The 24,672-nt window shown below is 64.7% G+C and carries 20 protein-coding genes; 2 read left to right on the top strand and 18 right to left on the bottom strand.

What is annotated here, in order from left to right:
* Positions 1 to 8: 8 nt before the first annotated feature.
* Genes ACEN9F_RS22140 through ACEN9F_RS22130 form a run of 3 tightly spaced genes read right to left on the bottom strand, consistent with a single transcriptional unit; the run spans position 9 to position 3,558 of the window.
* Positions 9 to 1,403: an aspartate aminotransferase family protein gene (locus tag ACEN9F_RS22140; protein WP_413423378.1), complete on the bottom strand. Its 1,395-nt coding sequence runs from the start codon at positions 1,401 to 1,403 to the stop codon at positions 9 to 11.
* Between the two features lie 11 nt (positions 1,404 to 1,414).
* A complete protein-coding gene (locus ACEN9F_RS22135; RefSeq protein WP_413423376.1) occupies positions 1,415 to 2,785 on the bottom strand; it encodes a glutamine synthetase family protein in 1,371 nt (456 codons plus the stop codon).
* A 20-nt stretch (positions 2,786 to 2,805) separates the two neighbouring features.
* Positions 2,806 to 3,558: a gamma-glutamyl-gamma-aminobutyrate hydrolase family protein gene (locus ACEN9F_RS22130; protein ID WP_413423374.1), complete on the bottom strand. Its 753-nt coding sequence runs from the start codon at positions 3,556 to 3,558 to the stop codon at positions 2,806 to 2,808.
* A gap of 94 nt (positions 3,559 to 3,652) precedes the next feature.
* Between ACEN9F_RS22130 and ACEN9F_RS22125 the strand changes: the two genes are divergently transcribed.
* Together ACEN9F_RS22125 and ACEN9F_RS22120 are read left to right on the top strand one after the other, a co-directional pair.
* Positions 3,653 to 5,143, top strand: a complete 1,491-nt coding sequence (locus ACEN9F_RS22125) for a PLP-dependent aminotransferase family protein (protein WP_413423372.1) — start codon at positions 3,653 to 3,655, stop codon at positions 5,141 to 5,143.
* Positions 5,140 to 6,285, top strand: coding sequence for an MFS transporter (locus ACEN9F_RS22120; RefSeq protein WP_413423370.1), 1,146 nt, complete (start codon positions 5,140 to 5,142; stop codon positions 6,283 to 6,285). Before ACEN9F_RS22125 ends, ACEN9F_RS22120 begins: the two co-directional genes overlap by 4 nt.
* On the opposite strand, the gene ACEN9F_RS22115 is transcribed toward ACEN9F_RS22120, so the two are convergent.
* The 15 genes from ACEN9F_RS22115 to ACEN9F_RS22045 all read right to left on the bottom strand — a co-directional run bounded on the left by ACEN9F_RS22115 (position 6,282) and on the right by ACEN9F_RS22045 (position 24,605).
* On the bottom strand, positions 6,282 to 7,073 hold the full coding sequence (locus ACEN9F_RS22115) for an ABC transporter permease (protein ID WP_413427135.1): 792 nt from the start codon (positions 7,071 to 7,073) through the stop codon (positions 6,282 to 6,284). The two genes, ACEN9F_RS22120 and ACEN9F_RS22115, sit on opposite strands and share 4 nt — an antisense overlap.
* A gap of 50 nt (positions 7,074 to 7,123) precedes the next feature.
* Positions 7,124 to 8,035, bottom strand: coding sequence for an ABC transporter permease subunit (locus ACEN9F_RS22110; RefSeq protein ID WP_413423368.1), 912 nt, complete (start codon positions 8,033 to 8,035; stop codon positions 7,124 to 7,126).
* Positions 8,036 to 8,049: 14 nt separating this feature from the next.
* Entirely contained in the window at positions 8,050 to 9,177 is a 1,128-nt protein-coding gene (locus ACEN9F_RS22105) for an ABC transporter ATP-binding protein (RefSeq protein ID WP_413423367.1), read from the bottom strand.
* Between the two features lie 114 nt (positions 9,178 to 9,291).
* The gene (locus tag ACEN9F_RS22100) at positions 9,292 to 10,662 is read right to left on the bottom strand and encodes a glutamine synthetase family protein (protein ID WP_413423365.1); all 1,371 of its coding nucleotides are present in this window, start codon (positions 10,660 to 10,662) and stop codon (positions 9,292 to 9,294) included.
* A gap of 51 nt (positions 10,663 to 10,713) precedes the next feature.
* Positions 10,714 to 13,437, bottom strand: coding sequence for a molybdopterin-dependent oxidoreductase (locus ACEN9F_RS22095; RefSeq protein ID WP_413423363.1), 2,724 nt, complete (start codon positions 13,435 to 13,437; stop codon positions 10,714 to 10,716).
* Between the two features lie 17 nt (positions 13,438 to 13,454).
* Positions 13,455 to 14,669 carry an NAD(P)/FAD-dependent oxidoreductase gene (locus ACEN9F_RS22090; protein WP_413423361.1) on the bottom strand — a complete coding sequence of 405 codons (1,215 nt, stop codon included), beginning with the start codon at positions 14,667 to 14,669 and terminating at the stop codon, positions 13,455 to 13,457.
* The gene (gene nirD, locus ACEN9F_RS22085; RefSeq protein ID WP_413423360.1) at positions 14,666 to 15,013 is read right to left on the bottom strand and encodes a nitrite reductase small subunit NirD; all 348 of its coding nucleotides are present in this window, start codon (positions 15,011 to 15,013) and stop codon (positions 14,666 to 14,668) included. The genes ACEN9F_RS22090 and nirD overlap by 4 nt, the downstream gene beginning before the upstream one ends.
* Before the next feature lie 10 nt (positions 15,014 to 15,023).
* Positions 15,024 to 17,555, bottom strand: a complete 2,532-nt coding sequence (gene nirB, locus ACEN9F_RS22080) for a nitrite reductase large subunit NirB (protein WP_413423358.1) — start codon at positions 17,553 to 17,555, stop codon at positions 15,024 to 15,026.
* Between the two features lie 13 nt (positions 17,556 to 17,568).
* Positions 17,569 to 18,873: an MFS transporter gene (locus ACEN9F_RS22075; protein WP_413423356.1), complete on the bottom strand. Its 1,305-nt coding sequence runs from the start codon at positions 18,871 to 18,873 to the stop codon at positions 17,569 to 17,571.
* Between the two features lie 333 nt (positions 18,874 to 19,206).
* On the bottom strand, positions 19,207 to 19,977 hold the full coding sequence (gene cobA, locus ACEN9F_RS22070) for a uroporphyrinogen-III C-methyltransferase (protein WP_413423354.1): 771 nt from the start codon (positions 19,975 to 19,977) through the stop codon (positions 19,207 to 19,209).
* A gap of 18 nt (positions 19,978 to 19,995) precedes the next feature.
* Positions 19,996 to 20,661, bottom strand: coding sequence for a methyl-accepting chemotaxis protein (locus ACEN9F_RS22065; protein ID WP_413423353.1), 666 nt, complete (start codon positions 20,659 to 20,661; stop codon positions 19,996 to 19,998).
* Positions 20,662 to 20,666: 5 nt separating this feature from the next.
* Positions 20,667 to 21,473, bottom strand: coding sequence for an ABC transporter ATP-binding protein (locus tag ACEN9F_RS22060; protein ID WP_413423351.1), 807 nt, complete (start codon positions 21,471 to 21,473; stop codon positions 20,667 to 20,669).
* 11 nt (positions 21,474 to 21,484) lie between these two features.
* The gene (gene ntrB, locus ACEN9F_RS22055; RefSeq protein WP_413423349.1) at positions 21,485 to 22,393 is read right to left on the bottom strand and encodes a nitrate ABC transporter permease; all 909 of its coding nucleotides are present in this window, start codon (positions 22,391 to 22,393) and stop codon (positions 21,485 to 21,487) included.
* A gap of 13 nt (positions 22,394 to 22,406) precedes the next feature.
* Entirely contained in the window at positions 22,407 to 23,699 is a 1,293-nt protein-coding gene (locus ACEN9F_RS22050; RefSeq protein ID WP_413423347.1) for a CmpA/NrtA family ABC transporter substrate-binding protein, read from the bottom strand.
* Between the two features lie 282 nt (positions 23,700 to 23,981).
* Entirely contained in the window at positions 23,982 to 24,605 is a 624-nt protein-coding gene (locus ACEN9F_RS22045) for an ANTAR domain-containing response regulator (RefSeq protein WP_413423345.1), read from the bottom strand.
* Positions 24,606 to 24,672 lie beyond the last annotated feature (67 nt).

The following is a 24,672-nucleotide window of genomic DNA, read 5'->3' as shown; positions in this document are numbered from 1 at the left end:
TTCTCTCCTCATACCCAGCCGCGCTCTTTGAGGTCGGCGTACGTCAGGTCGAGGCAGTGACGTATCAGCGCCACCATTTCATCGATCTGCGCGGTCGTCATCACCAGCGGCGGGGCGACAATCATGCGGTCGCCGACGGCGCGCATGATCATGCCATTGTTGAACATATAGCCGCGGCAGATCATGCCTACCGCCTGCTCTTCGTCGAAAAGTACATTGTCGTGCACCGTCGCACCTTTGCTGCGCACCAGATTCAGCCCGGCGACAAAGCCGCAGCTGTCGGCATAGCCGACCAACGGGTGGCCGGCCAGCCCGGCAAAGCACTGCTTCAGATAAGGCCCGGTGTCATTGGCGACGCGCTCGACCAGCTTTTCGTCCTCGATGATGCGGATGTTTTCCAGTGCCGCCGCGCAGGCGACCGGGTGCCCGGAATACGTAAAGCCGTGATTGAACTCGCCGCCCTGCTCGATCAGCACCTTGGCCACGCGGTCGCCGACCAGCACGCCGCCCAGCGGCACATAGCCCGACGTCACGCCCTTGGCAAACGTGATCAGATCCGGCTTGATGCCGAACAGCTCGGACGCAAACCACTTGCCCAGCCGGCCGAAGCCGCAGATGACTTCATCGGCGATCAGCAGGATGCCGTACTTGTCGCAGATGCGCTGGATCTCAGGCCAGTAGGTGGCGGGCGGGATAATGACGCCGCCGGCACCCTGAATCGGCTCGCCGATAAACGCCGCGACCTTGTCCGGGCCGACTTCGAGGATTTTTTTCTCCAGCCACGACGCGGCCTCGATGCCGAATTCGTCCTCCGTCATACCGCGCCCGGACTCCAGATAACTCGGCTGGCCGATGTGGACGATGCCGGGAATCGGCAAGCCGCCCTGCGCATGCATGCCATCCATGCCGCCCAGCGACGCACCGGCCACGGTGCTGCCGTGATAGGCGTTGTGGCGGCTGATGATGGTGTGGCGGTCCTTGTAGCCCAGCACATCCCAATAGCGGCGCACCATGCGCAGATTGGTGTCGTTGCCCTCCGAGCCCGATCCGGTGAAGTAAACGTGATTGAACTGCGGCGGCGATACCTGCGCCAGCTTGGCGGCCAGCTGCACCGCCGGCACGTTGGTGGTGTTGAAGAAGCTGTTATAGAACGGCAGCGTCTCCATCTGCTGGTAGACCGCCTTGGAGATGCTGGTGCGGCCATAGCCCACATTGACGCACCACAGGCCGGACATGCCGTCCAGGATCTTCTTGCCCTGCGAGTCCCACAGATAGATGCCCTCGCCGCGCACCATCACGCGCGCGCCCTTGTCGCCCAGCGCCTTGTGGTCGGTGAATGGATGCATGTAGTGAGCCGTATCCAGCTTCTGGATGGCGGCGGTATCGTATTCCGTGTTGGCCATGTTCTCTCCTTTTAGACGTGCAGCAGCAGGTGCTCGCGCTCCCACGGACTGATGACGGTCATGAATTCCTGGTGCTCCAGATCCTTGATCGCGGAGTAGACGTCGATGAAGCGCTCGCCCAGCACGCTGCGCAGCTTGTCCTCGCCGCGCAGCAGTTGCAGCGCTTCCGGCAGGCCTTGCGGCAGTTCGACCTTCAGGTCGTAGGCACTGCCGACGGTCATCGGCGTCGGCTCCAGCTGCTCGGTCATGCCGAGATAGCCGCAGGCCAGCGTCACCGCCAGCGCCAGGTAGGGATTGGCATCCGCGCCGATGATGCGGTTCTCGACGCGACGGTCCTGCACACCCGATTCCGGCACGCGGAAACCAACGGTGCGGTTATCCATGCCCCACTGGATGTTGATCGGCGCCGCCGTGTGGCGCACGATGCGGCGGTACGAATTGACGTAAGGCGCAACGATGGCCATCGCCGACGGCATATAGCGCTGCAGGCCGCCGATGTAATGCTTGAAGATCGGCGCGGCCGAACCGTCTTCCGCGCTGAAGATGTTCTTGCCGGTCTTGACGTCCACCACGCTCTGGTGCACATGCATCGCGGAACCCGGCTCGCCCGCCATCGGCTTGGCCATGAAGGTCGCGTACATATCGTGCTTCAGCGCCGCCTCGCGCAAGGTACGCTTGAAGAAGAACACCTTGTCGGCCAGGCCCAGGGGATCACCGTGCAGGAAGTTGATCTCCATCTGGCCTGCGCCGATTTCGTGAATCAGCGTGTCGACGTCGAGGTTCATCATCTCGCAGTAATCGTAGATGTCCTCGAACAGCGGATCGAATTCATTGACCGCGTCGATGCTGTAGACCTGGCGGCTGGTCTCGGCGCGGCCGCTGCGGCCGATGGGTGGTTTCAACGGCAGGTCCGGATCACTGTTCTTCGCGGTCAGGTAGAACTCCAGTTCCGGCGCCACGACAGGCTTCCAGCCTTTGTCGGCGTACAGCTTGAGCACGCGCCGCAGCACGGAGCGCGGCGCGAAGTCGACCAGGCGGCCGTCGGAGAAATAGCAGTCATGGATGACCTGCGCGGTCGGATCGGTGGCCCACGGCACCATGGTGATGGTGGTCGGATCGGCCTTGAGGACCATGTCGCGATCGGTGGTGGAGATGGCGCGGTCGTAGCCCGCGTCTTCCACCGGGTAGTTGCCGGTCACGGTCATGCCGAGCACCGCTTCCGGGATGCGCATGCCGCGCTCCTGGGTGAATTTACCGCGCGGGAGGATCTTCCCGCGCGCCACGCCGGTCAAGTCGGGTACCAGGCATTCAATTTCCGTGACGTGCTTCTCGTTGAGCCACAGGTCCATATCGGTGTAGGTAAAATTTTCGCGAATTGCCATGTGCTTCTCTCATTTTGTTTTTATCGGATGTGTTGATACTTCGTGCAAGCCTCGCCAAAGGCCGTGAATAATTTGATGGAGTCGGGGTTCTCGGAGAACCGCCACTCCGGGTGCCACTGTACCGCGAGCGTAAATCCGATGGCGTCCGCGACGCGGTAGGCTTCCACCAGGCCGTCGTCGGCGCGCGCTTCCACTGCCAGGCCTGGCGCCAGCCGGTTGATGCCCTGGCCATGCAGCGAATTGACCATGATCTCGGAGATCCCGCCCAGTATTTGCGCCATGCGCCCGCCGGGGTCCAGCAGTACGCGATGCGATGGCGCGTACTGCTGCTCCAGCGTGTGGCTCTTCTGTTCGCGGTGGTCGGCCATGCCGGTCACGTGATGCACCGCTTGGTGCAGCGTACCGCCCAGCGCCACGTTCACTTCCTGGAAGCCGCGGCAGATCGCCAGCAACGGAATGCCGCGCTGGATCGCCGCGCGTATCAACGGCAGCGTGGTGGCATCGCGCGCCGCATCCAGCGGCAGCGATGGATCCAGCAGCGCTTCGCCATACAGGCCGGCGTGCACGTTGGACGGGGAACCGGTCAGCATGACGCCGTCGGCCACCGCCAGCAGCGCGTCGATGTCGGTGGCGGCACCCAGCGCCGGGATGATCAGCGGCGCGCAGTTGGCGCCATCGGCGACGGCGGCCACGTACTTCAGCTGCGCCGTGTGATACGGATGGGCGCCAATCTGGTTGACGCATGCAGGGACCAGGACGATGGGGCGACGCATAGAAGCTTTCATCTATTGGATTTCAGTCAATGATATGCGCATTTTGGTATCATTGCGAGTGCCACTTATTGATAATCGTTAGAACCACTTCCTCATGTCCCCCACTTCCGATCTGCTGGGCCACGTGCTGGCGCAAGCCGATTTCCACCCAAAGCTGTCGCAACAGCGCCGCTTGTACGAGGCGGCCAAGGCCGCAATCCATCAACAGCAGCTCGGCGCCGGCAGCAAACTGCCGTCCAGCCGCGACCTGGCGCGCGACCTCGGCATCTCGCGCAATACCGTGATCGCCGCGTTCGAGCAGCTGGCGGCGGAGGGGTATGTCAGCAGTACGCTGGGCAGCGGCACCTACGTCGCGGATCTGCAGGCGCGCAGCGCCAGCATGCGCGGTGGCGGATCGGCGCCGCGCGCGGGCCGCACCACGCCGCGAACCGTTCCGCTGTCCCGGCGTGGCCAGGAACTGACCAGCTACGCCGCCGGCCCCCGCTTCGAGATCCAGCCGTTTGCCGGCGACGCGGACTTTTCATCGTTCCCGTTCAAGCTGTGGCAGCGGCTGCAGAACCGCGTCTGGCGCGAAGCGCGCGGCGAATTGCTGGACTACGGCCAGTCCGGCGGCTACCTGCCGCTGCGCCAGGCCGTCACCGACTACCTGCGCATGTCGCGCTCCGTCAAGGTCGAGGTGGAACAGGTGATGATTACCGCCGGCACCCAGCAATCGCTGGACCTGTGCGCGCAACTGCTGGCCGACGCCGGCGACACCGCATGGGTCGAGGACCCCTGCTACTGGGGGGCGCGCCGCGCGTTCCAGGCGCGTGAGCTGAAGCTGCATCCGATTACCGTCGACGCCGACGGCATGGCGCTGGAAGCCGCAGACCTGGCCACCAGGCCGCGCCTGATCTACGTGACGCCCTCGCACCAGTATCCGACCGGCGCCGTGATGAGTCTTGCGCGCCGCCGCGCACTGCTCGACGTCGCCGTGCGCAAGAACGCGTGGATACTGGAAGACGACTACGACAGCGAGTTCCGCTACACCGGCCGGCCGCTGGCCGCGCTGCAGGGATTGGACAACGACGACCGCGTGCTCTACATGGGCACCTTCTCCAAGGTGCTCTACCCCGGCATCAAGGTCGGCTACCTGGTGGTGCCGCCGGCGCTGATAGCCGCTTTCAAGAGCGCGCTGTACGACCTGCAGCGGCCCGGCCAGTTGATGGTGCAGGCGGCGCTGGCCGACTTCATCGCGCTGGGCCACTTCACGACCCACATCCGCAAGATACGACAGACCTACGGCGCGCGGCGCGAGCTGTTGCGCCGCACGCTGGAGCAGCGCCTGGCTGGGCAGCCCGTGACCATCTCGCGCGAGGAATCGGGCTTGCACCTGGTACTTGAACTGCCGGACGACGTCGACGACGTGGCGCTGGAAAAGCTGGCGGCCGAATCGGGCATCCAGGTCAAGGCGCTCTCCGCCTATTACCTGGCGCCACCGGTGCGGCGCGGCCTGCTGGTCGGCTACGCCTACTGCACGCCGGAGAAAATCGCGGAATTCGCCCCGCTGCTCGCGGCCGTCATCCTGTCGGGAGTGCGCGCATGAAGACCATGGCGTGGCGCGATTTCATCGCACTGGTGGCCAGCATCGGCGTGGTCGGCCTCGGGCTGGGCGCGACCATCCCGCTGACCGCGCTGACGCTGCACCAGCGCGGCGTCGGCACCGACATCATCGGCATCATCACCGCCGTCAGCGCCTTCGGCATCCTGGCTGCGGCGCCGTTCGTGTCGCGCTGGGTGGCCGGCCACGGCCCGCGCGGCTGCATGATAGGCGCCATCGTCGCCGGTGGATTGTCGACCGCGCTGATGGAGGTCACCGACAGCCTGCTGTTATGGGGCTTGCTGCGCTTCGTGTTCGGCGCCTGCATGGGCGTGCTGTTCACCATCGGCGAAGCCTGGGTCAACCGGCTGGCGCCGGTCAATTCGCGCGGGCGCGTGGTGGCGATGTACACCACCAGCTTCACGCTGTTCCAGCTGATCGGTCCCGCGCTGGTGGCGGGCGTGGCCAATCGGATCGCCCTGCCGTTCGCCGCCTGCGGCGCGCTGTTCCTGCTTGCGCTGCCCGGCATGCTGTTGATCACCGAAACCGGCCATGGCGATGAAGATGAGCCGCATGTGGCCTGGCAGCGCATCCTGCCGCGCATGTGGATGATCGCCATCGGCGCCGCCTTCTTCGCGCTGTTCGACACGCTGGCATTGAGCCTGTTGCCGCTGTATGCGATGCGCCAGGGGATCGTCACCGAACTGGCGCTGCTGTCGGCGACGGTGGTGCTGGTCGGCGACACGGCGCTGCAGTTCGTGTTCGGCTGGCTGGCCGACCATGTGGGCCGGCGCCGCGTGCATGTCGGCTGCGGCATCGCGGTCTGCGTGCTGCTGCCGCTGCTGCCTTTCGCCGCCGGCACGCCATGGCTGTGGTGGGCGCTGCTGCTGATGCTGGGTGCCACGGCGGGCGCGATCTACATGCTGTCGCTGGTGGCCTGCGGTGAGCGCTTCAAAGGCCAGTCGCTGGTCGCGGCCAGCGCCGTGGTCAACGCCAGCTGGGGCATCACCAGCGCCGGCGGCCCTTTGCTGACGGGGGTATTAATGCAAACGGCGGGCATCAATGCGCTGCCCGCCGTCCTGTGGTGCGGCGCGGCGATCTTCATCGCCAGCGCCTGGTGGGAGTACCGGCAGGGCTACGCCGATTAACCCTTGGCCGCCGAGGCGACCTGCTTCTGCCGCAGCCGCTCGCTGCGGGCGATGTACAGGCTGGAGGCGATCACGCCGATGGACACCACCAGGATCGTCAACGCGGCCACCGCGTTGACGCGCGGGTCCAGGCCCAGGCGGGCGCGCGAGAAGATCACGATCGGCATGGTCGACGAGCCGGGACCGGACAGGAAGGCCGACAGCACCACGTCGTCCAGCGACAGTGTAAACGTCAGCAACCAGGCGGATCCCAGCGCCTGCTTGATGTTCGGCAGCGTCACCAGGAAGAACACCTGGTACGGCTTGCAGCCCAGGTCCATCGCCGCTTCCTCCAGCGACTTGTCCATCTCCTGCAGGCGTGACTGCACCACCACCGCCGCATAGGCCATGCCCAGCAGCGTGTGGCCCAGCCAGATCGTCATCAGGCCGCGCTCCGGGAAGCCGAATATCTTCTGCACCGACACCAGCATCAGCAGCAGCGACAGGCCGATGATCACCTCGGGCATCACCAGCGGCGCGCTGACCATGCCGGAGAACAGCGTACGGCCGGCGAAGCGCTGGTAGCGGTGCAGCACGAACGCGGCGAAGGTGCCCAGCGTGACGGAAGCGAACGCCGTCAGCAGCGCGATGCGCAACGACAGGCCGAAGCCGCCGATGATCTCCGAGTCGTTCATCAGTTCCGCATACCACTGCGTGGAAAAGCCGCTCCACACCATGTCCTGGCGCGAGCTGTTAAACGAGAACACCACCAGCACGACGATGGGCAGGTACAGGAACAGATAACCCATCGACAGCCAGCCGCGCCCGAACCAGCGCTGCACGAAGTTAAATTTAGCGCTCACGAACGTGCCTCCTGGTCCGCCTTGTATTTATTGAAGATCGCCATCGGCACCAGGATCAGCATGATCACCACCACCGTCACCGAGGACGCCAGCGGCCAGTCGTTATTGGTGAAGAACTCGTCCCACAGCTGGCGGCCGATCATCAGCGTTTCCGGACCGCCCAGCAGTTCCGGGATCACGTACTCGCCCACCGCCGGGATGAACACCAGCATGGTGCCGGCGATGATGCCCGACTTCGACAGCGGCACCGTGATGCGCCAGAACGCCTGCAGCGGCGTGGCGCCCAGGTCGGCGGCCGCTTCCAGGAAGCGCACGTCCATCTTCACCAGGTTGGCGTACAGCGGCAGGATCATGAACGGCAGGTAGGCGTAGACCATGCCGATGATGAGCGAGAACTGCGTGTTCATCAAATGCAGCGGCTCGCTGATCGCGCCTATGCCGAGCAGGAAGCTGTTGAGGATGCCGTGATTGGCCAGGATGCCCTTCCATGCGTAGATACGCAGCAGGAAGGAGGTCCAGAACGGCATCATCACCAGCATCAGCAGCACCGGGCGCACCGTCGGCCTGGCGCGCGCCATGAAGTAGGCGAACGGATAGCCGATGACCAGGCACAGCGCCGCCGTGATCGCGGCGAACTTGAGCGAGTTCAGATAAGTCAGCGCATACAGTTCATCTTCCGCGATGAACAGGTAGTTGGAGATCTTGACCTTGAGCGTGACGACGCCGTCCACCAGCGTCATCAAGGTGCCGAACGGGTTGCCGCCGTTGTCCGCCTCGGTGAAGCTGATGCGCAAGACGATCAGGAACGGCACCAGGAAGGCAAAGGTCAGCCACAGGAACGGCACGGCGATCACGACGCGGCGGCCGGTGATCCATCGCAGCGACAGCAGGTTCTTGAGAAAGTTCATGGCTGCGCTCCGCCTTAGCTGGTCAGCACGACGACGTCGGCGCCGTCCCACCACGCGAACACGCGCTGCTCGCGCTTGAGCGCGGAATCGTCATGGCGCGCCGCGTTGGTGCGCGTGGCCTTCAGCACCGTGCCGCTGTCCAGCTGCACATGGTAGCTGGTCTCGTTGCCGAAGTAGGCGATGCCGGTGACCACGCCCTGCACGCAGTTGTAGCCATGCTCGCTGGCGTTGGCGCGCTGCTCCTGCGTCGGCGCCTCGGTCTGCAGCGCGATTTTTTCGGGACGCACGGCCACCGATACCGGCATGCCCATGGTGCCGGTGATGCCGTGGGTGACGTAGTGCCTGCCCTCCGGCGTATCGATGATGACGTGGTCCGGCTCATCTTCCGCCACGCTGCCGTTGAACAGGTTGACGCTGCCGATGAAGTCCGCCACGAAACGGCAATTCGGCGTCTCGTAGATTTCGCCCGGCGCGCCGACCTGCAGGATGCGGCCTTCGCTCATCACCGCGATGCGGGTCGCCATGCTCATCGCCTCGTCCTGGTCGTGGGTCACCATCACGCAGGTGACGCCCACTTCCTCGATGATGCCGACCAGCTCCATCTGGGTGCGTTCGCGCAATTTCTTGTCCAGGGCGCCCAGCGGCTCGTCCAGCAACAGCAACTGCGGACGCTTGGCCAAGCTGCGCGCCAGCGCCACGCGCTGCTGCTGGCCGCCGGACAGCTGGTGCGGCTTGCGCTTGCCGTAGGCCTGCAACTGCACCAGCGCCAGCATCTGCTCCACGCGCGCGGCGATTTCGTCCTTCGGCAGGCCGTCGCGGCGCAGGCCGAAGGCGATGTTGTCCCACACCGACAGATGCGGGAACAGCGCGTACGACTGGAACATCATGTTGATCGGGCGCTGGTGCGGCGGCACGCTGACGATATCCTTGCCGCCCAGCGTGATGCTGCCCTGGGTCGGCGTCTCGAAGCCGGCCAGCATGCGCAGCAGCGTCGACTTGCCGCAGCCGGAGCTGCCCAGCAGAGCGAAGATCTCGCCCTTGTTGATCGCGACCGAGACGTCATTGACGGCACGGACGCCGTCGAATTCCTTAATCAGGTTGCGGATCAGGAGGAAGGGTTCAGCAGCTCGCTCTATGGTCATGTTATTGAAATATAAATGATATTAATAATATATCAAAAAGGCAGCCGTCCGCGGGCCGCCCGTTTTTCCGAACCCATGATTATAAATGCAGCGCGGGCGCTGGTGGACGCCGAATCAGACATGCAACAACAGGTGTTCCCGCTCCCACGGGCTGATGACGGTCATGAATTCCTGGTGCTCCAGCTCCTTAATCGCCGTATAGACATCGATGAAGCGCTCGCCCAGCACGTCGCGCAGCCGGTCCTCGCGCCGCAACAGCTCCAGCGCCTGCGGCAGGCCTTGCGGCAGTTCATAAACGTGGTCATAGGCGCTGCCGGTGATCATCGGCGTCGGCTCCAGCTGGTCCACCATGCCGAGATAGCCGCAGGCCAGCGTCACCGCCATCGCCAGGTAGGGGTTGGCGTCGGCGCCGATGATGCGGTTCTCGACCCGGCGCTGCTCGACGCCGGAGATCGGGATGCGGAAGCCCACCGTGCGGTTGTCCATGCCCCACTGGATGTTGATCGGCGCGGCCGTGTGGCGCACGATGCGGCGATACGAGTTCACATAGGGCGCCATGATCGCCATCACCGCCGGCGTGTAGCGCTGCAGGCCGCCGATGTAGTGCTTGAAGATGGCCGACGGCGCGCCGTCCGGGGCGGTGAAAATATTGCGGCCGGTGACGGCGTCGCTCACGCTCTGGTGCACATGCATCGCCGATCCCGGCTCGCCCGCCATCGGCTTGGCCATGAAGGTTGCGTACATATCGTGCTTGAGCGCCGCCTCGCGCAACGTGCGCTTGAAGTAGAACACGTTGTCGGCCAGCGCCAGCGGGTCGCCGTGCTGGAAGTTCAAGCCCATCTGGCCGGCGCCGGTTTCGTGGATCAGCGTGTCGACATCGAGATTCATCAGCGCGCAGTAGTCGTAGATATCCTCGAACAGCGGATCGAACTCGTTGACGGCGTCGATGCTGTAGACCTGGCGGCTGGTCTCGGCGCGGCCGCTGCGGCCCACCGGCGCCTTCAGCGGCAAGTCGGGATCGATGTTCTTTTCCGTCAGGTAGAACTCCAGCTCAGGGCCCACCACCGGCTTCCAGCCGCGGTCCGCGTACAGCTTGAGCACACGCCGCAGCACCGAGCGCGGGGCGAAATCGACCAGCGTGCCGTCGGCGAAGTAGCAATCGTGGATCACCTGCGCGGTCGGGTCGATCGCCCACGGCACGGTGGTGATGCTGCCGGGATCCGCGCGCAGGATCATGTCGCGGTCGGTGTTGGAGATGGCGCGGTCGTAGGCCACGTCCTCGGTCGGGTAGTTGCCGGTGACGGTCATGCCCAGCACCGCCTCGGGGATGCGCATGCCGCGCTCCTGGGTGAATTTGGCGCGCGGCAGGATCTTACCGCGCGCCACGCCCGTCAGATCGGGCACCAGGCATTCAATTTCAGTGACTCGGTTCTCGTTGAGCCACTGGTCCATATCGGCATCGGAGAAGTTTTCACGGATAGACATGTTCGCTCTCTGTGGTCATGATCAAGCGATCGATAGTCTAATTTACCATAATTACAATTTTGCCTCCTCCGCCTCCACCCGGGTCTGCACCAGTATCTTCTTGATCTCGGGTACGCACGAGCCGCAATTGCCGCCGGCTTTCAGGCAGGCCGTCACTTCCGGCACCGTCTTCAAGTCCTTTTCCAGGATGGCGCTGCAGATCGTGTTGCGGCCCACGCCGAAGCAGGAGCACACGGTGGGGCCGGTGTCGGCGCCCTTCTCCACCGGCATGCCGACCAGCAGGCCGACGCGGTCGATTTCGCTCAGCAGCTCCTTGACGAACAGGCTGGCCAGCCATGCGCGCGACGGCATGTCCTGGCGCGGCGACAGGAACACGCATTGCTCGATGCGGTCGTTCACCACGTGCACGGCGCGGTACACGCCGGCGGTGCGGTCCTCGTATTCGAGCCAGTCGGCGTCCATGTCCTGCACGCCCAGCAGTTCGCGCGCCCAGCCGCTGAAGTCCTTGATGGTGTTGCGGCCGGCCAGCTCGTAGCGCGCGAACTCGCGGCCCTGGATCCGGGTCCAGTGCGCCACGCTGTCGAGATCCAGCTCATCGCGGCTGAGGATGAAGCCATGCCAGTTGACGCGGAACTGCTCGATGCGCACCGGCGTATGCTTGAATTCCGGCTCGCCCGAGACCGGATCGACCACCGGGTTGACCAGCGCACCGACGCGCGCATCGGACGAGGTCTGGCCCGACCAATGGATAGGAATGAAGACACTGCCGCGCGGGATGCCGCCGCCGTGCTGCACGCGCGCCACCATCGCGCCCCATGCGGAGCTGATGCGCGCCAGCTCGCCCTCGCGCACGCCGCTCAGCAGCGCGTCCTGCGGATGCATGTCGACGAAGGATTCGGCGATGTGGTCGGCCAGCGTGGCCGATTTTCCGGTGCGCGTCATGGTGTGCCACTGGTCGCGCACGCGGCCGGTGTTGAGCGACAGCGGATAATCCTCGCAGACGGGATTGGCCGGTGCGCGCGGCGCGGTGGTGATGAAACGCGCCTTGCCGTCGGCGTGCGCGAAGCAGTGATCCTTGAACAGGCGCGCTTCCACCTGCAGCTCACCCGAGGCGGCGCGGCGCACCGGCCACTGGGTCGGTTCGAGGTCGTCGTACTCGCGCTGTTTGAGGCCACCCAGGCCGGACATGTCGAACGCGCGCGGCACGTCGCCGACGGCGTTGCGGAAGCCGCTCAGGCGCGCATGCTCGTCGAACACGCCGTGGGCGCCGCAGAAATCGAAGCCGCTGAAACCCATCTTCTGCGCGAACAGCGACAGGATCTTCCAGTCCGGCAGCGCCTCGCCGGGCGCCGGCAGGAAGGCGCGCTGGCGCGAGATGCGGCGCTCGGAGTTGGTGACGGTACCGTCCTTTTCACCCCAGCCCAGCGCCGGCAGCAGCACGTCGGCATAGGCGTTGGTGTCGGTGCTTTGCATGATGTCGCTGGCGACCACCAGCTCGCACTTCTCCAGCGCGCGCCGCGCCTGGTCGGCGTCCGGCAGGCTGACGATAGGATTGGTGGCGATCACCCACACCGCCTTGACCTTGCCGTCCTCGATCGCCCTGAACAGGTCGACCGCCTTCAGGCCGGCCTTGTCGGCCATCGCCGGCGAATCCCAGAAGGTCTGCACCACGTTGCGGTGATCGGCGCGCTCCAGGTCCATGTGCGCGGCCAGCATGTTGGCCAGGCCGCCGACTTCGCGTCCGCCCATGGCGTTCGGCTGGCCGGTGATCGAGAACGGGCCCATGCCCGGCTTGCCGATACGGCCGCCGACCAGGTGGCAGTTGATGATGGCGTTGACCTTGTCGGTGCCGGCCGAGGACTGGTTCACGCCCATCGAGTAGGCGGTGATGGTCTTGCGCGTGGAGGCGAACGATTCGTAGAACTCCATCAGCACCGGCAGCTCGATGCGGCAGATCCTGGCCACGGCGACCGGATCGCTGCAATCGAGGTTGGCCATGTCCAGCGCGGCGTCGAAGCCGTTGGTGTGCTGCGCGATAAAGCCCGGATCGACCGCGCCGATGCGCGACAGATAGCTCAGCAGGCCGTTGAACAGCCAGACGTCGGTGCCGGCCTTGACCGGCAGGTGCAGGTCGGCCAGCTCGCAGGTCGCGGTGCGGCGCGGATCGATCACCACCAGCTTCATCTCCGGGCGCGCTTCCTTGGCCTTGAGGATGCGCTGGAACAGGATCGGATGGCACCATGCCGTGTTCGAGCCGACCAGCACCACCATGTCGGCCAGTTCCAGGTCGTCGTAGCACAGCGGCACCAGGTCTTCGCCGAAGGCGCGCTTGTAGCCGGCAACCGCCGACGACATGCACAACCGCGAGTTGGTGTCGATGTTGGCGCTGCCGATGTAGCCCTTCATCAGCTTGTTGGCGACGTAGTAGTCCTCGGTCAGCAGCTGGCCCGATACGTACAGCGCCACGGCGTCCGGGCCATGCTCGTCGATGATGGCGCGCCAGCTTTGCGCCACCTTGTCCAGCGCATCGTCCCAGGAGACGCGGCGCAGGCCGTCGGCCTCGCGCACCTGCGGATACAGCAGGCGGCCTTCCAGGCCCACCGTCTCGCCCAAGGCGGAACCCTTGACGCACAGGCGTCCCTTGTTGGCCGGATGCAGCTTGTCGCCGGCGATGGCGATCGTGCCGTCGGCCTTGGGCGTGGCCTGCACGCCGCAGCCTACGCCGCAATATGCGCAGGTAGTGCGTACTGCAAGATGGTCAGTGGACAGGTTCAAGATGCTTCTCGCTCAAATCATGCGGCGCGCGCGGACAGCGCTTCGCCAAACAACAGGTTTTGCCGGATCGGCGTAATGTCGGTACGGTTCTGTATCAAACCGAAGTACCACGGGCCATCCTTGACGTCGCCGTACAGCACGGCGCCGGTAACACGATTATCCTTCAATACCAGGCGCTTGTAGACGCCGCGGCGCGCATCGCGCAGCACCAGGTCTTCGCTGCCTTCGCCGCCGATGAAATCGCCGACCGAGTACAGGTCGACGCCGGTGACCTTCAGGCGCGTGGGGGAAGTCTGCTGCACATAGCGGCGCACGCCGGCGCCGGCCAGGTGGGCGCCGCAGACGCGCGCCTGGTCCCAGATCGGCGCCACCAGGCCGAAGGTGGCGCTGCGGTGCTGCACGCACTCGCCCACCGCGTAGACGCGGGGATCGTAGGTTTGCAGCGTGTCGTCGACCACGATGGCGCGTTCGCAATGCAGGCCGGCCGACTTGGCCAGGTCGATATTCGGACGCACGCCGGCGGTCATCACCACCAGGTCGGCCGGAATCACGGTGCCGTCCTTGAAACGCACGGCGGTCACGCGGTCCGGGCCGACGATCTCCTCGGTCTGCGCGCTCATCATGAACTTCAGCCCCTTGGCTTCCAGCGCCTTTTGCAGGAGCAGCGCGGCAGGCTTGTCGAGCTGCTGGTTCATCAGCGCGTCGGTGACGTGCACCACGGTGACCGACATCCCCTGGCGCTGCAGGCCGTTGGCCGCTTCCAGGCCAAGCAGGCCGCCGCCGATGACCACCGCGTGGCGGTGGTTGCGCGCCATCGCCAGCATGGTTTCCACGTCCTGGATGTCGCGGAAGGCCAGCACGCCGCGCAGCTGATGGCCCGGCACCGGAATGATGAAGGGCTTGGAGCCGGTGGCGATCAGCAGGCGGTCGTAGCGCACCTCCAGGCCGGAACGCGCGCGCACGATGCGATTGCGGCGGTCGATATGCTCGACCGGATCGCCCGCATGCAGCGTGATGCCGTGCTGGACGTACCATTCGCGCGTGTTGAGCATGATGTCTTCCATGCTCTTCTCGCCGGCCAGCACAGGCGACAGCAGGATGCGGTTGTAGTTACCGTGCGGCTCGGCGCCGAATACGGTGATGTCATACATATCCGGCGCCAGCTTGTGCAGCTCCTCGACGGTACGCATGCCGGCCATGCCGTTGCCGATCACGACCAGTGCGGGTTTCATAGGCCGACCCAGACTTTGCCCTCGGCGATGCGCGCCGGGTAGGTGCCGACCGAATGCTCCGGCGCTTCCAGGCACTCGCCGGTCTGCAGGTCGAAGTGCTGCTTGTAGATCGGCGAGGCCACCACGATGCGTTCGCCCAGGCTGCCCACCAGGCCGCGCGACAGCACGGCCGCTTCCGAATTCGGATCGTAGTTATCGATGGCGAACACGCGCGCGTTGCCGTCGTCGACGTGGAACACGGCGACCTGCGCGTCATTCAGCAAGGCGCACACGCCGGTGTTGGGCACGATCTCGTCCAGGTTGCAGACGGCGATCCATTTATCGGTTTGAATGTCGCGATGCATAATCTTCTCCTCAAGCTGCCTTGACGGCGATCGGAATCACGCGCTTGCGCTCTTCCACGGTGGCCGGACGAATCTGGCCGCGCTCTTCCATGAACAATACGTTTGCGTCGCCCTTGTCGCTATTGACGAAGGTGCGGAAGCGCTTGCGGGTTTCCGGATTCTCGACCGCTTCCTTCCACTCGCACGCGTAGGTGTTGACCACGTGCTGCATGTCCGCTTCCAGGTCGGCGGCGATACCCAGCTTGTCGTTGACGACGACCTGCTTCAGGTAATCCAGGCCGCCTTCCAGGTTCTCGCGCCAGGTGCTGGTGCGCTGCAGGCGGTCGCCGGTGCGGGTGTAGAACATCAGGAAGCGGTCGATGTACTTGACCAGCGTGGCCTTGTCCAGGTCCGTCGCCAGCAGCTCGGCGTGGCGCGGCTTCATGCCGCCGTTGCCGCAAACGTAGAGGTTCCAGCCCTTCTCGGTGGCGATCACGCCGACGTCCTTGCCCTGCGCTTCGGCGCACTCGCGGGTGCAGCCGGACACGCCGAACTTGATCTTGTGCGGCGTGCGCAGGCCCTTGTAGCGGTTTTCCAGTTCGATGGCCAGGCCGATCGAGTCATCGACGCCGTAGCGGCACCAGGTCGAACCGACGCAGGACTTCACGGTGCGCAGCGACTTGCCGTAGGCGTGGCCGGATTCGAAGCCGGCGGCGATCAGCTCTTCCCAGATCAGCGGCAACTGCTCGACGCGGGCGCCGAACATATCGACGCGGGCGCCGCCCGTGATCTTGGTGTACAGGCCGTACTTCTTGGCGACCGTGCCGACCGCGATCAGGCCATCGGCGGTGACTTCGCCGCCCGGCATGCGCGGCACCACCGAGTAGGTGCCGTCCTTCTGGATATTGCCGAGGAAGTAGTCGTTGGTGTCCTGCAGGCTGGCGTGTTCCTTCTTCAGCACGAAGTCGTTGTACACCGACGCCAGGATGCTGGCGGCCAGCGGCTTGCACACGTCGCAGCCCAGGCCCTTGCCGTGCTTGTGCAGCAGGTCGCCGAAGCTCTTGATCTGGCCGGCCTTGATCACATGGAACAGCTCCTGGCGCGAGTAGGCGAAGTGCTCGCAGACATGGTTGTTGACTTCCATGCCCAGCTTCTTCATCTCGGCCTTCATCACCTGCGTGACCAGCGGCACGCAGCCGCCGCAGGAGGTGCCGGCGCCGGTGCAGCTTTTCAGTTCGCCGATGGTGGTGACGCCGCCGGCCACCGCCTTGCACAGCGCGCCCTTGGAGACGTCGTTGCAGGAGCAGATCTGCGCCGAATCCGGCAGCGCGTCGACGCCCAGCGCCGGCTTGGCCGCGCCGTCGGACTGCGGCAGGATCAGGAACTCCGGCGATTCCGGCAGCTCGATCTTATTCAGCATCATCTGCAGCAGCGTGCCGTATTCGGCCGCATCGCCCACCATCACGCCGCCCAGCAGGTACTTGCCGCAGTCGGAGACCACGATCTTCTTGTAGATCTGCTTGCGCTCATCGATGAACTGGTAGGAATGGCTGCCTTCGGCCTTGCCGTGCGGGTCGCCGATACTGGCCACGTCCACGCCCATCAGTTTCAGCTTGGTGCTCATGTCGGCGCCGGAGAACTCTCCCGCTTCGCCCAGCATGTGCTTGGCCGCGACGCGCGCCATTTCATAGCCCGGCGCCACCAGGCCGAAGATCAAGCCGCCCCACAGCGCGCATTCGCCGATGGCGTAGACGTTCGGGTCGGAGGTGACGCAGTTGTTGTTGATCTCGATGCCGCCGCGCGGGCCGATGGTCAGGCCGGCTTCGCGGGCGATCATGTCGCGCGGGCGGATACCGGCCGAGAACACGATCATGTCCGCGTCCAGGTGGCCGCCGTCGGCGAACTCCATGCGGTGGGTGCCATCGACGCCATCGACGATGGCGGTGGTGTTCTTGCCGGTGTGGACGGTCACGCCCAGGTCTTCGATCTTACGGCGCAGTACGCGCGCGCCGCCGTCGTCGACCTGCACCGCCATCAGGCGCGGCGAGAACTCGACCACGTGGGTTTCCAGGTTCATGTCGCGCAGCGCCTTGGCGCATTCGAGACCCAGCAGGCCGCCGCCGATCACCACGCCGGTCTTCGAGCGGTTGCCGCATTCGAGCATCGCTTCCAGGTCCTCGATGGTGCGGTAGACGAAGCAGTCCTTGCGCTCCTTGCCCGGCAGCGGCGGCACGAACGGGAACGAACCGGTGGCGATCACCAGCTTGTCGTAGTCCAGCACATCGCCGCTGGCGATGGTGACGGTCTTCGCTTTCGTATCGATGGCGGTGGCGCGGGTGTTCAGGCGCAGCACCATGTCGTCGCGTTCGAAGAAGCCGGGCTTCACCAGCGACAGGTCGTCCGCCGATTTGCCGGCGAAGAACTCGGACAGGTGAACCCGGTCGTAGGCGGGGCGCGGCTCTTCGCACAGCACCGTCACCTGCAGGTGGGCGGCGCCGCTGTTGGCCAGGCTTTCCAGGAATTTGTGGCCTACCATGCCGTGGCCGATGACGATAATTTTCATAGTGCTTGTTCCTTTAGGCTGCCAGCTTGGCGGGGATTGCGGATTCTTCGATGGCTTCCTTGCTGAAGCGCGCAGCCAGTGCGCACAGTGCCGAGATGGCGACCAGGATGCCGAGGATGCTCAGGGTTTGCTGCACATTGCCCGTGCCCTTCATCAGGAAACCGGCGGCCACCGCGCCGACGTTGCCGCCCGCGCCGATGATGCCGGCCACGCCGCCCAGGGCGCGCTTGTCGACGAAAGGCACGATGGCGTAGGTGGCGCCGCAAGCCATGTGGGTGAACAGGCCGAAGAACAGCATGGCGCCGATCGCCAGCATGGCGCTTTCTGCGTGGGCGAACATCAGCAGGCCGGCGCCTTCGCCCAGCATCAGTGCGAACAGCAGCGTGACGCGGTTATTCAGGTTGCCGGCGGCGGCGAATTTGTCCGACACCCAGCCGCCCAGCGCGCGGGCGAACAGCGCCAGCAGGCCGAAGCTGCCCGCCGCCATGCCGGCTTGCGCCAGCGTCAGTTTGAAGTGGTCGACATAGTAGACGGCGGCGATGTTGTGGATGAAGATCTCGATGCCGAAGCAGGCGCCGTAGGTGATGAACAGCAGCCATACGCGGTAGTTGGCGGAGGCCAGCTTGAAACTGTCCCAGCCGCCCTTCTTGCCGCCTTCGATGGTGACGCCGGCGGCGCGCAGGTCGCTGTAGTTACCTTGCGGGCAGTCCTGGGTGTAGCGGTAGTAGACGCCGGCCATGACGATCATCAGCACGCCCGGCACGATCAGCGCGGCGCGCCAGCCGAAGCCCTCGCTCACGCCCAGCATGATCATGGCCGTCATCAGCAGCGGCATCAGCGCTTGCGCGGCGCCGCCGCCGGCGTTGCCCCAGCCAGCGGCTGCGGCGTTGGCGGTGCCCACCACCTTGGGCGCGAACATCACCGAGGTGTGGTACTGCGTGATGACGAAGCTGGCGCCGGCCGCGCCGATACCGAGGCGGAAGAACAGGAAGCTCTCGTAGCTCTGGGCGAAGGCCACGCCGATCACCGGGATGGAACCCAGCAGCAGCAAGCCGGTATAGGCTTTGCGCGGGCCGAAGTGGTCGCACAGCGGGCCGATGATCAGGCGCACGATGATGGTGATGGCGACGGCGGCGATGTTGATGTTGGCGATCTGCGCGACGCTCAGGCCGAATTCGCCTTTAATCACCGGCATCAGCGGCGCGCAGGCGAACCAGGCGAAGAAACAGACGAAGAACGCCATCCAGGTCAAGTGAAACGCCCGCATCTGAGGCGTTGAAATCGAGAAGAGCTTGATGCTGGTAGCTTTGCTGGCCATTGTTTATCCCGTTCAGAAAACAAAAAGGCGTCCGCACAACCGCAGTCGCAAAGACCAGGTTGGGCGGACGCCGTTGTCCTGCCAGTCCGTCTTTGGACCAGCTGAGTATTTTGGGGGGATCGTCGTTGATCCCTTATCCTCTCTATTGCAAGAGCCGTGCCAGAGCGCTGGAATGCGCTCTACAGAGGGATAGAGGGGGTAAACGTTTCAATAAGGAAATTACAGGGCGGGTCATGGTGCGATGTTGCGGTGCACGATGCACGCTATCGGTGCGCATTCCCGGTGCGGTGTCAGTGCCGACATTCGGACACAAGCCGAACCGTCGGCAGGATTTTATGCATGGGCCCGTGTCTGAATGTCGGCACTGACACCAAGGTGGTGGTGCCATGCGTCGGCGCAGCGCACGACGTCGCCGACCACGATGATGCTCGGGCTGCCCAAGCCGCTGTCGCGCAGGGCTTGCGGCAGCTGGCCCAGGGTGGTCAGCAACTGGCGCTGCTGCTCGCGCGTGGCCGACTGCACCACCGCGACCGGCGTGTCGGCCGCCGCGCCACCGGCCAACAGGCCGGCCTGGATGGCGTCGACGCGGGCGACGCCCATATAGATCACCAGCGTCAGCTTGCTTTGCGCCAGCGCCTGCCAGTTCGGTTCGGACGCGGCGTCCTTGCCGTGGCCCGTGACGAACGTGACGCCCTGGCTCCAGCTGCGGTGCGTGACCGGGACGCCGATGCTGGTCGGCGCGGCGAGGCCGCTGCTGATGCCCGGCACCACCTCGACCTCGATGCCGTGTGCGCGCAGCGACTCGCGTTCTTCGCCGCCGCGGCCGAACATATACGGATCGCCGCCCTTGAGCCGCACCACGCGGTGGCCTGCGCGCGCTTCGGCGATCATCAGGCGCTCGATGAATTCCTGCGGCGTGGAGGCGCAACCACCGCGCTTGCCGACTTGGATCACGCGCGCGCCCGCCGGCGCATAGCCGAGGATCTCGGGGTTGACCAGGTCATCGATCAGCACGACGTCGGCGCGCTCGATGGCGCGGACGGCCTTTAACGTCAACAGTTCCGGATCGCCTGGACCGGCGCCTACCAAAGTCACGCTGCTCATGATGTTCTCCTTTGAATACTAACCTGCGGCGGCCAGCGCGGCGCTGACCATTTCATCGATTTCGCCGGTGATGTTGGACAGTACGCCCGCCACCACCGAAAATTCCTTGCCGGCCTGTCCGGCGCGCGCCGCCACGATGCGCGCGTTGAAGGCCACCATCCGCGCCTGGCGGTTGATGGTTTCAATGTCGGTGATCACGCCGCGCAGCTGCTTGCGCACCTTGCGCGCGTTCTGCTTGGCCTGTTCCTCGTAGATGCCGGTGATCGTATTCAGGATCCCCAGCGTCGGCGTGGTGATGCGCACCAGCTCCGCCAGCAGTTCGGCCGCCTGCGGCGAGCCCTGGGCGACCGCCTTCAAGGTCCGCTCGCCCAGGTCGGCGAAGGCGACGATCTCGCGGTCGCCGTCCATCTTGCCGAAGTAGGCTTCCTGCAGCTCCGGGCAGAACACGCCCGGCAAGCCGTCCGCCTCGCTCAGCAGCGATTTGTGCGCGCCGCGGAACAGCGCCAGCGCTTCCTGCGCCGTCGCCGCGCCGCCCTCGTGCCCCTGCGATGCGAGCAGCGCGTACAGCACGATGCGCTGCGACGTGAAGCGGCGCCGGCCCGACAGGTTGATCAAGGCGCTGAATACTTCGCCGGTCAGCACCTTGCTTGCGGCGCCTTCCGGCACCAGGGAGCGCGTGGACATCTCCATCAAGCGGCTTCCTTCGCAGGATGGGCCTGCTTGCGGTACAGGAACTCCAGCACCGCCGTGCGGTACTCGGTGTAGCGCGCGTCCTGCGCCAGCGCCACGCGGTCGCGCGGACGCTCCAGCCGCACCTCGACGATTTCGCCGATGGTGGCGGCCGGGCCGTTGGTCATCATGACGATGCGGTCCGACAGCAGCACCGCCTCGTCGACATCGTGCGTGACCATCACCACGGTGGACTTGGTGGCGGCGACGATCTTCAGCAGCTCGTCCTGCAGGTGGGCGCGGGTCAGCGCGTCGAGCGCGCCGAACGGTTCGTCCATCAGCAGCACTTTCGGCTCCATCGCCAGTGCGCGGGCGATGCCGACGCGCTGCTTCATGCCGCCCGAGATCTCGTGCGGACGCTTGCCTTCGGCCGCCGTCAGGCTGACCAGGGCCAGCGCCTGCATGGTGCGCTCGCGCAGCCGGGCTTTCGATTCGGTCTTGCCGAACACGCGCTCGACGCCGAGGTGGATGTTCTCGTAACAGGTCAGCCACGGCAGCAGCGAGTGGTTCTGGAACACCACCGAGCGCTCCGGCGACGGTCCGGCGATCTCGCGGTTGGCGCACAACAGCACGCCGTCGGTCGGTTTCAGCAGGCCGGCGATCAGGTTGAGCAGCGTCGATTTGCCGCAGCCCGAGTGGCCGATCAGCGTGATGAATTCGCCCTTGCGCACCGTCAGGTCGATTTCACGCAGCGCGTGGAAGATGCCCTTCTTGGTGTGGAAGACCATCTCCACGCCTTCGATATCGATGAATTTCGGATCGTCCATGACAGTGCTCCTTAGTTGGATACTTGTTCGTAGGTAAAGGCACGGGCCAGCGCCATCAGCGCCTGCTCCAGCATCAGGCCGACCATGCCGATGGCGACGATGGCGATGATGATGTGCGGTACATTCAGGTTGTTCCACTCGTCCCAGACCCAGAAGCCGATGCCCACGCCGCCGGTCAGCATTTCCGCCGCGACGATCACCAGCCACGCGGTGCCGATCGACAGACGCACGCCGGTCAGGATGTAGGGCAGCGCCGACGGCAGCAGGATCTTGGTCAGCACCTTCCACTCCGACAGGTTCAGCACGCGCGCCACGTTCATGTAATCCTGCGGCACGCGCTGCACGCCGACGGCTGTGTTGATGATCATCGGCCAGATCGAGCAGATGAAGATCGACCAGATCGCCGCCGGGTTGGCCGACTTGAACACCAGCAGTCCGATCGGCAGCCAGGCCAGCGGCGACACCGGCTTGAGCAGGCTGATGATCGGGCCGAACATGCTGCCGACGAACTGCACGCGGCCGATCACGAAGCCCAGCGGAATGCCGACCAGCGCCGCCAGTCCGAAACCGATAGCCACCCGCTGCAGCGACGCCAGCAGGTTCCAGCCTATGCCCTGGTCGTTCGGGCTGTTGCGGTAGAACGGATCGGAGAACAGCTTGACCGCTTCCTGCAGCGTAACCAGCGGCGTAGGGAAGGCGGTGTTGTTCACCGTGATCAGCTGCCACACCAGCACCAGCAAGGCGGCGCCCACCAGCGGCGCGACGATCTTCATGGCGGTGGCGGAGACCTGGGCGCGGGCGCGCGCCGTGGTGTTGGCGGCGAGCGGACGGCGTGGACGGCGGGTCGACGCAGCGGCTTCGGTCGATGCGGCGGCGGCAGCCACCGGCTCGGCACTATCAGGTTTAAGCATGGCGTTCATGGCATCTCCTGTATCAGGCTTTGATCTTGAACGAGGCGGCGAACGCTTTCGGGTTCTTGCCGTCCCATACGGAACCATCCATCAGCTTTGAGGTGCGCAGCGGGCTTTTCGGCACCGGCGTCTTGGTCATCGCCGCCGCATCCTTGTACAGGTCGATCTGGTTGACCGAGGTGGCCACGGCCAGGTAGTCCGGATCGTCCTTCAGCAGGCCCCAGCGGCGGTGCTGCGTCATGAACCACATACCGTCCGACAGGTACGGGAAGTTGACCGCGCCATCGTTGTAGAACTTCATGTGATTGGCGTCGTCCCAGGTCTTGCCCAGGCCATTCTGGTAGCGGCCCATGATGCGCTGGTCGATCGCATCCTTGCTGGTATTGACGTATGATTTGTCGGCGATGACCTCGGCCATCTTGTTCTTGTTGGCCAGCGAGGCGTCGATCCATTTGCTCGCTTCGAGGATGGCCGCCATCATCGCGCGGCAGGTGTTCGGGTACTTCTTGGCGAATTCCAGCGTCGAGCCCAGCACCTTCTCCGGGTGATCCTTCCAGATGTCCTGCGTGGTGGTGGCGGTGATGCCGATGCCGTCCATGATCGCGCGATGGCCCCAAGGCTCGCCCACGCAGAAGCCGTCCATGTTACCGACGCGCATATTGGCCACCATCTGCGGCGGCGGCACGGTAATCACTTTGGCGTCCTTCATCGGGTTGATGCCGTTGGCGGCCAGCCAGTAGTAAAGCCACATCGCATGGGTGCCGGTCGGGAAGGTCTGGGCGAAGGTGTATTCGCGCTTGTCGGTCTGCATCAGCTTGGCCAGCGACGCGCCATCGACCGCGCCCTTGTCGGCCAGTTTCTTCGACAGCGTGATCGCCTGTCCGTTGTTGTTCAAGCCCATGAGGACGGCCATGTCCTTTTTCTGGCCGCCGATGCCCATCTGGACGCCGTACAGCAGGCCATACAGCACATGGGCTGCATCGAGATCGCCGTTGGCCAGCTTGTCGCGCACGCCGGCCCAGGAAGCCTCTTTGCTCAGCACGAACTTGACGCCGTACTTCTTGTCGAAGCCCAGCACCGACGCCATCACCACCGAGGCGCAATCGGTCAGCGGAATGAAGCCGATCTTGACTTCTTCCTTCTCCGGCTTATCCGAACCCGCCGCCCACACGCCCCCCGTCGACAATCCCAACATGCTTCCTCCCGCTACTAGACCTGCTCCGTGAATAATCTGCCGACGTTTGGTGTTCACGCCCTCTTTGGCGCTGGCGTCGGATGGCAGGACGCTGCCCGCTTTTGGTTCTTTGTATTCCATCGCAAATCCCTCATGTAATCAGCAAGACAAAACGGCAAAAAAAAAGTCTACCCACATGAACGAATTCATGAGTGTAGACGTCGTTGTCTGGTGCTCCCCACCGCCGTTGGCGGGGCTCATCGTGCGCAGCATTGCGCATACCGTGAGTAACGCAAGGTCCGTGCCAGCAACTTTTGGAGGGGGTTTACAGAGTGAAAGCGAGGAAAAATGCGGTTGCGAGGGGCGCTGCGCGGTGGAGCGAAAAATGCACCGCGATTGCGCAGTGCATCATTTTGGGCGGGTTTAGCCTAGCAGATCTTCTACGTCTATTATGCGTTGTGCAACTTCCGAAAGCTTCAGGTTCTTGCTCATGGCCATGCTGCGCAGCTTTTGGTAGGCTTGCTCTTCGGTGTAGCGCTGGCGCTCCATCAGCAAGCCTTTTGCACGTTCGATAATCTTGCGCTCGGCCAGCTTGCTCTTGGTATCGGACAGCTCCTCCAGCAGCTTTTGCTCGCGCTTGAAGCGCGCCAGCGCCACCTGCAGCACCGGCTTGATGCGGTCGCTCTGCAGCCCGGCCACGATATAGGCCGACACGCCGGCCGCCACCGCCGCCTCCATGCTCTCCGTGTCTTCGCTTTCGGTGAACATGACGATGGGACGGCGCTCGTCGCGCGTGGCGATGACGATGTGTTCGAGCACGTCGCGCGCGTCGGACTCGGCATCGACGATGATCATGTCTGGTTGCAGCTGAGCAATACGCTCCGGCAAGTACATATCCGGCGGCAGCGAGGCGATGATGTCATAGCCCGCTTCGAGCAGGCCGATGCGCAGCGCGCGGGCCCGCTCGACCTGCGCCTGCAGTGCCTCATCACCCTCGTCTTCGGCGTGAATGATGGCGTTGACGACGACGATACGCAGATTACGCATGGCCGGCCGAGGGGGTGATGTGGTCCATGTCCTTGCTGCAAGCAAGAATCAAACCAGTAAATTTGAT

Source organism: Duganella sp. CT11-25, from assembly GCF_047302815.1.
GTDB lineage: Bacteria > Pseudomonadota > Gammaproteobacteria > Burkholderiales > Burkholderiaceae_D > Rugamonas.
This window is presented reverse-complemented; position numbering and strand designations above follow the sequence as displayed.

Coding starts and splice junctions, on each gene's coding strand:
- ACEN9F_RS22140 (WP_413423378.1), bottom strand. CDS start 1,403: ATGGCCAACACGGAATACGATACCGCCGCCATCCAGAAGCTGGATACG.
- ACEN9F_RS22135 (WP_413423376.1), bottom strand. CDS start 2,785: ATGGCAATTCGCGAAAATTTTACCTACACCGATATGGACCTGTGGCTC.
- ACEN9F_RS22130 (WP_413423374.1), bottom strand. CDS start 3,558: ATGCGTCGCCCCATCGTCCTGGTCCCTGCATGCGTCAACCAGATTGGC.
- ACEN9F_RS22125 (WP_413423372.1), top strand. CDS start 3,653: ATGTCCCCCACTTCCGATCTGCTGGGCCACGTGCTGGCGCAAGCCGAT.
- ACEN9F_RS22120 (WP_413423370.1), top strand. CDS start 5,140: ATGAAGACCATGGCGTGGCGCGATTTCATCGCACTGGTGGCCAGCATC.
- ACEN9F_RS22115 (WP_413427135.1), bottom strand. CDS start 7,073: ATGGGTTATCTGTTCCTGTACCTGCCCATCGTCGTGCTGGTGGTGTTC.
- ACEN9F_RS22110 (WP_413423368.1), bottom strand. CDS start 8,035: ATGAACTTTCTCAAGAACCTGCTGTCGCTGCGATGGATCACCGGCCGC.
- ACEN9F_RS22105 (WP_413423367.1), bottom strand. CDS start 9,177: ATGACCATAGAGCGAGCTGCTGAACCCTTCCTCCTGATCCGCAACCTG.
- ACEN9F_RS22100 (WP_413423365.1), bottom strand. CDS start 10,662: ATGTCTATCCGTGAAAACTTCTCCGATGCCGATATGGACCAGTGGCTC.
- ACEN9F_RS22090 (WP_413423361.1), bottom strand. CDS start 14,669: ATGAAACCCGCACTGGTCGTGATCGGCAACGGCATGGCCGGCATGCGT.
- nirD (WP_413423360.1), bottom strand. CDS start 15,013: ATGCATCGCGACATTCAAACCGATAAATGGATCGCCGTCTGCAACCTG.
- nirB (WP_413423358.1), bottom strand. CDS start 17,555: ATGAAAATTATCGTCATCGGCCACGGCATGGTAGGCCACAAATTCCTG.
- ACEN9F_RS22075 (WP_413423356.1), bottom strand. CDS start 18,873: ATGGCCAGCAAAGCTACCAGCATCAAGCTCTTCTCGATTTCAACGCCT.
- cobA (WP_413423354.1), bottom strand. CDS start 19,977: ATGAGCAGCGTGACTTTGGTAGGCGCCGGTCCAGGCGATCCGGAACTG.
- ACEN9F_RS22065 (WP_413423353.1), bottom strand. CDS start 20,661: ATGTCCACGCGCTCCCTGGTGCCGGAAGGCGCCGCAAGCAAGGTGCTG.
- ACEN9F_RS22060 (WP_413423351.1), bottom strand. CDS start 21,473: ATGGACGATCCGAAATTCATCGATATCGAAGGCGTGGAGATGGTCTTC.
- ntrB (WP_413423349.1), bottom strand. CDS start 22,393: ATGAACGCCATGCTTAAACCTGATAGTGCCGAGCCGGTGGCTGCCGCC.
- ACEN9F_RS22050 (WP_413423347.1), bottom strand. CDS start 23,699: ATGGAATACAAAGAACCAAAAGCGGGCAGCGTCCTGCCATCCGACGCC.
- ACEN9F_RS22045 (WP_413423345.1), bottom strand. CDS start 24,605: ATGCGTAATCTGCGTATCGTCGTCGTCAACGCCATCATTCACGCCGAA.